This window comes from Paraburkholderia sp., from assembly GCF_047605525.1.
In the GTDB taxonomy this organism is placed as follows: Bacteria; Pseudomonadota; Gammaproteobacteria; order Burkholderiales; family Burkholderiaceae; genus Paraburkholderia.
Genome location: NZ_JASGFN010000003.1, coordinates 442,514 through 449,862 on the forward strand (window position 1 = coordinate 442,514; position 7,349 = coordinate 449,862).

The following is a 7,349-nucleotide window of genomic DNA, read 5'->3' on the forward strand; positions in this document are numbered from 1 at the left end:
ACCCTTAAGCGCAAGCATACCGTGAAAAGCCCGAAATCATATCCGTTTTGTCTTTTCGAGTCAAACACTTAAGCCCGTCCGCATGTGACCCCGTGCGACCCGCTTCCTTAGCTGCCGCTTAACCATGCCTGATTCCCTCAAACGCCCGCCACGCCTGATTCTGGCGTCGAGTTCGCCGTATCGCCGCGAGTTGCTCGAACGCCTGCTCGTGCCATTCGACGTCATCGTGCCGGCGATCGACGAAACGCCGCTCGCCGGCGAAACACCCGAAGCCACCGCACTGCGCCTGTCCGAAGCCAAAGCCCGCGCAGTGGCCAAAGGGCTTGGCGCCGGCGAACCCGCGCTCGTGATCGGCTCCGATCAGGTCGCCACCTACGACGGGCTGCAGATCGGCAAGCCCGGCACGCACGACAAGGCGCTCGCGCAACTCCAGGCGATGCGTGGCCGCGAAGTGCTGTTCCATAGCGCGCTATGTCTGTTCGACAGCGCGACGGACATCGCGCAAACCGTCGACGTGATTACCCGCGTGCGCTTTCGCAATCTGCCGGACGCCGCGCTCGACGCCTATCTGCGTGCCGAAACGCCGTACGACGTGGCCGGCAGCGCCAAATCCGAAGGACTCGGCATCGCGCTGCTGGAGGCCATCCATTCCGACGACCCGACCGCGCTCGTCGGCCTGCCGCTGATCGCGCTGTCGCGCATGTTGCTCGCGGCCGGCTATCCGCTTCTGGGGGCGCAATGACCGGCACGCTGTACCTGATTCCAAATACGCTCGGCGAAGGCGACGCGAGCGCGCTCGACCTCGTGCTGCCCGCGGCAGTGCGTGGCCGCGCGGCGTCGCTGCACTATTACATTGGCGAAAACGCGAAAACCACCCGGGCATTCCTGAAAAAAGTCGGCACCGGGCGGCCGATCCAGGAAATCGAGATACGCGAATTGAACGTCAATACGCCGGCCGGCGAAATCGACCGACTGCTCGCGCCGCTGCTCGCGGGCACCGATGCAGGACTCGTCTCCGAGGCCGGCTGCCCGGCGGTCGCGGACCCGGGCGCACTGTTGGTACGCCGCGCCCACGAGCGCGGCGTGAAGGTCGTGCCGTTGGTCGGGCCGAGCTCGATCCTGCTCGCGCTGATGGCGTCGGGCCTGAACGGCCAGAGCTTCGCGTTCCATGGCTATCTGCCCGTCGACGCCGCCGAGCGCGCCAAACGCCTGCGCGATCTGGAGCAACAGTCGCGCAAGGGCAGGCAGACGCAGATTTTCATCGAAACGCCTTACCGGAATCGTGCGCTGCTCGATACGCTACTCGGGAGTTGCGCGCCGTCGACACTCGTATGCGTCGCGGTCGACCTGACGCTGCCGACGGAGACGATCGCGAGCCGCACCGTGGCCGACTGGAAGAAAAAGCCGGAGATCGATCTGCACAAACGGCCTGCCATTTTTCTGATTCTGGCGGCCTGAGCACGCCATCCCGGCACTTGCACAGGCAGGCCGGCTGCAAGAAACCGCGTGCACAAACAGGACAAAGGGACAAAGCCCGCGCAATCAAAATAACGATTGCGCGGGCTTTTTTATAACAGCGAGATCAATGCAGGTTCAGTTTCGCGCCAAACGCCATCGCCCGCATCGCGCCGGCGCCCACTGCCGCGCCGAACTTGCGCGCAACACGGTCCGTAATGCTTTCTTTAACCGTGTAATCGACGATATCCGATGCCTTGAATATTTCGCGCGCCACGTAGTCCGGGTCGCCAAAACCATCGGCAAGGCCGAGCTCGACGCTCTTCTGCCCGGTCCAGAATAGCCCGGAGAACATGTCCGGCGTCTCATGCAGACGTTTGCCCCGGCCTTGGCGCACCGCGTCGATGAATTGCGCATGGATCTGATCGAGCATATCCTGCGCATGTTCGTCCATCTTCGGCGTTTCCGGCGAGAACGGATCGAAAAAGCCCTTGTTCTCACCCGATGTATGCAACCGCCGCTGGATCCCCAGCTTGTCCATCAACCCGGTAAATCCGAAGCCATCCATCAGCACGCCGATCGAACCGACGATGCTCGCCTTGTCGACATAGATCTTGTCGGCTGCCGCAACCGCATAGTAGCCACCCGACGCGCACATGTCGCCGACCACCGCGTAAAGCGGAATCGACGGGTATTTGCCGCGCAGCCGCCGAATCTCGCTATTGATGATGCCTGCCTGCACCGGACTGCCGCCCGGACTGTTGCAATACAGAATCACGCCGGCGGTGCCGGAATCTTCGAACGCGGTATCCAGTGCGGTATTGATATCTTCAGCGTTCGCGTTCGTATCCGAGGCGATTTCACCGTCAAGTGTCACCATCGCCGTATGCCGGCCGGTGGTGGCGACCCGTTCGCCGGAGAAGCTGAGCGCGCCCCATACGACCAGCACGAAGACGGCGAGGAAAACGAAACGGAAGAAGATCCGCCAGCGCCGCGCGGCGCGTTGCTCGTTGATGGCCGCGAGCGCGATACGCTCGAGCGCGGCTCGTTCCCAGCCCGGCTCGTCGGCGGGCGGGCGGGAACGGCTGCCCGGTGCGGGGTCCTTCTGGGGAGTCAAATTGTCGGACATGCGGGCACTGGAAAGATTGGAAAGGGAGAATCAGGGTATGGCCGGCAGCAGTTCGCCGTCGGGCAACCAGAATACCGCGCGACCTTCGGGCGTATCGCACTCCTCGACCTGCACGGGGCGCAATCTGCCGCCGCGGCATGGCCCACCCACGCATTTGCCCGTATCTGGCGCGTAAATCGCGCCATGTGTCGCGCACATCAAGTATAAACCGGAGGATTCGAAGAACTGGCCCTCCGACCAGTCGAGCTCCATCGGCACGTGGGCGCAGCGATTCAGGTAGCCGTACGCCCGGCCGTCGTAGCGGATGAAGAACACGACGACGTCCTGGCCGCCGATCCGCGCGTCGCGCCGGATGCCGACGCCGCCGTCGACCAGTTCCTCCGCCGCGCAAATGCGCACGGCCTGCGCGGCGGCAGTGGTGGCGGAATCCGCATCGCCGGCGTTCATGCGTTCTCCCGCAGCCAGCCGGACAGATCGCTCACGCTCGACGCGACGAATTTCGGCTCCAGCGCGCTCAGGGAATTGGCCGGATGCGCGCCGTAAGTCACGCCAATTCCCGCCACGCCAGCATTGATCGCCATCTGCAGATCATGCGTCGTGTCGCCGATCATCACCGTGCGCGCCGTATCTTGCCCCAATTCACGGGTCAGTTCGTGCAGCATCGCGGGATGCGGCTTCGAGAACGTTTCGTCGGCGCAGCGCGTGCCGTCGAACAGGCTCGTCAGGCGCGCCTGGTCGAGCGCGCGGTTCAATCCGACGCGGCTCTTGCCGGTTGCCACAGCCAGCAGATAGCCGAGATCGCGCAGTTCCTGCAGCATGTCCCGCACGCCGGGGAACAGCTCGGTGGTCTGATCCTTCACCAGATAATGGAAGCGGTAGCGCTCCGAAAGACGCGGATAGTCGGTCGGATCGAGCGTCGGCGCGGCCAGTTGCAGCGCGTCGCGCAAACCGAGGCCGATCACGTAGCTCGCGGTCTCGTCGGCGGGAACCGGCAAGCCGAGATCGCGGCACGCCGCCTGGATGCTGCGGGTGATGTGCACGGTCGAGTCCATCAGCGTGCCATCCCAGTCAAACACGATCAGATCAAATTGCTCTCTAGCCATGCAATGTCGTCTCCGGGTTGGAGCCAGTCCGTAGTTCGTTGAGTTGTTCGATGAAGCCGCGGCAGTCGGCCGGCAGCGGCGCTTCCAGTTGCAATGGCGCGCCGGTGGCCGGATGCGTGAGCCGCAACCGGTAAGCGTGCAGAAACATGCGCTTGATGCCCGGCTTCGCATTGGCGCGCGCGAGCGCCTTGTTCAGCGCGAAATCGCCATATTTGGCGTCGCCGACGATCGGCAGTTCCAGATGCTGCAGATGAACGCGGATCTGGTGCGTGCGCCCGGTCTTCAGCTCGGCCTCGAGCAGCGCGTAGCCCGGCCAGCGGTCGACCAGATTGAAAACCGTATGCGACGCGAGCCCGTCCGGCTGCACCCGTACACGGCGCTCGCCATCCGCGGTCAGGTACTTGTGCAGTGGCGCCTTGACCGCGCGACGGCGCCCCCAATCGGCCGCCCATTCGCCATGCACGCACGCGTAATAGCGCTTGTCCATCCGGTTATCGCGAATCTGCTCGTGCAGATTGACGAGCGCGGCGCGCTTTTTCGCGAGCATCAGGATGCCCGAGGTTTCGCGATCGAGCCGATGCACGAGTTCGAGGAATTTCGCCTGCGGCCGCGCCCCGCGCATCTGCTCGATCACGCCGAACGCAACACCACTGCCGCCGTGGACCGCGACGCCGGCCGGCTTGTCGATGACGAGCAGGTGTTCATCTTCGAAAAGAATCTGAAAGCCGCCGGCGGGTATGGGCGCCGGCGCGACGGTCTCGTTCTGCTGCGCGACGCGGATCGGCGGCACGCGCACGAGATCGCCGGATTCGAGCCGATATTGCGCATCGATCCGGCCCTTGTTCACACGCACTTCGCCACTGCGCAGGATGCGGTAAATATGGCTTTTCGGCACGCCTTTGCAAACGCGCAGCAGGAAATTGTCGATGCGCTGCCCGGCCGAGCCGTCGTCGATCTCGATCAGCGAAACCTGGTCGCTTGCAACCACGCCTGCAACCGATCTCTGGGATGTTTTGCCTAACTCTTTCATTCTGAATATAATTTGCCCAGCAGTCCGCGAGGGCCGGCGCAGTGCCCGCACAGCGTCCGGAATGCGGTGGATTGCGAGAGGCGCAAGCGATTAAACCGTTATTTTACTTGCGCCGGGGTCTGGTTGCTCACCCTCAAAATGAGATGCAACAAGTTGCACGCACGAAGTCAGTGCCCGGCAGGGACGGCGCCCACAGGCGCGTTCGGTCAAGGCGGGCTTCGACGGTAACGGAATTTTGGTAAAAAAGAATTTAGCTTTCAGCTTCGCGTTTCCGGGTGGTATGACGCCCTGCTGGACGAAGCTGCAAGTTGCGAAAATACGGCGTGCGCCCAAGGCGTCTTGTAGAAAGTACAAGACATGGCGACGTCAAAAAATGAAACGAGACACCCCTCAGCAGGAAAAGACGCGCCGCCTGCGCGAACTTCCCGTTGCGGCATGACCCGGCCTTCGCCGTTCGCTCGCGCGCCCAGTTGGCGCGCCGGCATGACAGGACGAAGACTTGTGAAGGTCTGCTGGCAGAAACGGGGCGTGTCAGGTCATGATTTGAAGCCGTGTTCGCGTGTGCCCTGCGGCACCGTGCCCGTTTCTTGACAGGGCCGGGCCCTCTCAGGCAATTCTCCCGCCATCTTTCCCGCTCCAGCGTGCTTGTGAAATCACAATAAGACACGGCACGCCGCTGCCCTTCCTGGCTCTCGCGACTGACAACCGCGTGGTCCGGGCCGGCGAGGCCGTTCTGGAGCCGTTCAATGAAACGAATGTTGTTCAACGCGACGCAGCAGGAAGAACTGCGCGTCGCCATCGTCGATGGGCAAAAACTCATCGATATCGACATCGAAACCGCCGGCCGCGAACAGCGCAAAGGCAATATTTACAAAGGCATCATCACGCGCATCGAGCCGTCGCTCGAAGCCTGCTTCGTCAACTACGGCGAAGACCGCCACGGCTTCCTGCCGTTCAAGGAAGTCGCCCGCCAATACTTCCGCGATGGCGTCGACATGCGTTCCGCACGCATCCAGGACGCGCTCAAGGAAGGTCAGGAACTCATCGTCCAGGTCGAAAAGGAAGAGCGCGGCAACAAGGGCGCGGCCCTGACCACGTTCATCTCGCTCGCCGGCCGCTATCTGGTGCTGATGCCGAACAACCCGCGCGGCGGCGGCGTGTCGCGCCGGATCGAAGGCGACGACCGTCAGGAACTGCGCGAAACCATGGCGCAGCTACAACTGCCGGAAGGCATGAGCATCATCGCGCGCACGGCCGGCATCGGCCGCAGCGCCGAAGAGCTGCAATGGGACCTGAACTACCTGATGCAACTGTGGCGCGCGATCGAAGCCGCGTCGCAAAGCGGCGCGGCCGGCCAGCCGATGCTGATCTATCTCGAATCGAGCCTCGTGATCCGCGCGATCCGCGACTACTTCCAGCCCGATATCGGCGAAATCCTGATCGACACCACCGAAATCCATGACCAGGCACGCGCCTTCATGGATATCGTGATGCCGGACAATGTCAGCAAGGTGAAGCGCTACCACGACGACGTGCCGCTCTTCTCGCGTTTCCAGATCGAGCATCAGATCGAAACCGCGTACTCGCGCACGGTGCCGCTGCCGTCGGGCGGCGCGATCGTCATCGACCACACCGAGGCGCTCGTCGCGATCGACGTGAACTCGGCGCGCGCGACCAAGGGCGCGGACATCGAGGAAACCGCCGCGCGCACGAACCTCGAAGCCGCCGACGAAGTCGCCCGCCAGTTGCGTCTGCGCGACCTGGGCGGCCTGATCGTGATCGACTTCATCGATATGGAATCGGCCAAGAGCCAGCGCGAAGTCGAGCAGCGCCTGAAAGACGCGCTCAAGCACGACCGCGCCCGCGTGCAGATGGGCAAGATCTCGCGCTTCGGGCTGATGGAGCTGTCGCGCCAGCGTCTGCGTCCGGCGCTCTCCGAAGGCAGCCACGTGACCTGCCCGCGCTGCAACGGCACGGGCCATATCCGCGATACCGAATCGTCCGCGCTGCAAGTGCTGCGGATCATTCAGGAAGAAGCGATGAAGGAAAACACCGCGGCGATCCATTGCCAGGTGCCGGTCGAAGTGACCGCCTTCCTGTTGAACGAGAAGCGCGCCGAAATCAACAAGATCGAGTCGCGTTTCAAGGTCAATGTCGTGCTGATCCCGAACAAGCACCTCGACACGCCGCACTACAAGCTCGAACGTCTGCGTCACGACGATGCGCGCCTCGACGACCCGCGCGCGTCGTGGAAGATGGCCGAAGAAGCGGCCCGCGAACTGGAATCGGAAACCGGCTACAGCAAGCGCACCGAGGAAGTGAAGCCGAAGCAGGAAGCGGCGGTCAAGGGCATCACGCCCGAGAAGCCGGCACCGAGCGCGCCGGTTCGCCCGGCCACGACACCGGCTCCGGTCGCGGTGACGCCGGCAAGCGGCGGCTTCATCGGCTGGCTGAAGAACCTGTTCGGCGTGCAGCCGGCGGCTCCGGCACCCGCCGCGCCGGCCACCACCGACAAGCAGGCTCGTCCGCAACGCGGCGAACGCACGGAGCGCGGTGAGCGCGCGAGCGAGCGCGGCGGCGAGCGCAACCGCAATCGCCGTGGCACCGCGGGCGGCCGCGACGTGCTGGAGTT

General features: G+C 63.7%; 7 protein-coding genes. 3 read left to right on the plus strand and 4 right to left on the minus strand.

What is annotated here, in order from left to right; translation table 11 throughout:
* Positions 1-124 precede the first annotated feature (124 nt).
* Positions 125-742: a Maf-like protein gene (locus QM685_RS06630; RefSeq protein WP_415113954.1), complete on the plus strand. Its 618-nt coding sequence runs from the start codon at positions 125-127 to the stop codon at positions 740-742.
* On the plus strand, positions 739-1,458 hold the full coding sequence (locus QM685_RS06635) for an SAM-dependent methyltransferase (protein WP_415113956.1): 720 nt from the start codon (positions 739-741) through the stop codon (positions 1,456-1,458). The genes QM685_RS06630 and QM685_RS06635 overlap by 4 nt, the downstream gene beginning before the upstream one ends.
* A gap of 124 nt (positions 1,459-1,582) precedes the next feature.
* Here the strand turns inward: QM685_RS06635 and QM685_RS06640 are convergent, their stop codons facing one another.
* Genes QM685_RS06640 through QM685_RS06655 form a run of 4 tightly spaced genes read right to left on the minus strand, consistent with a single transcriptional unit; the run spans position 1,583 to position 4,717 of the window.
* Positions 1,583-2,584 (minus strand): S49 family peptidase, encoded by a 1,002-nt coding sequence (locus QM685_RS06640; protein WP_415113958.1) that lies wholly within the window; start codon positions 2,582-2,584, stop codon positions 1,583-1,585.
* 30 nt (positions 2,585-2,614) lie between these two features.
* A complete protein-coding gene (locus QM685_RS06645; protein ID WP_415113960.1) occupies positions 2,615-3,031 on the minus strand; it encodes a Rieske (2Fe-2S) protein in 417 nt (138 codons plus the stop codon).
* Positions 3,028-3,687, minus strand: coding sequence for an HAD-IIIA family hydrolase (locus QM685_RS06650; RefSeq protein ID WP_415113962.1), 660 nt, complete (start codon positions 3,685-3,687; stop codon positions 3,028-3,030). Before QM685_RS06650 ends, QM685_RS06645 begins: the two co-directional genes overlap by 4 nt.
* Complete coding sequence (locus QM685_RS06655) at positions 3,680-4,717, minus strand: RluA family pseudouridine synthase (protein ID WP_415113964.1); 1,038 nt, start codon at positions 4,715-4,717, stop codon at positions 3,680-3,682. Before QM685_RS06655 ends, QM685_RS06650 begins: the two co-directional genes overlap by 8 nt.
* Positions 4,718-5,463: 746 nt before the next feature.
* On the opposite strand from QM685_RS06655, the gene QM685_RS06660 reads away from it, so the two are divergent.
* The coding region (locus QM685_RS06660; protein WP_415113966.1) for an Rne/Rng family ribonuclease at positions 5,464-7,349 on the plus strand (1,886 nt) is incomplete at its 3' end.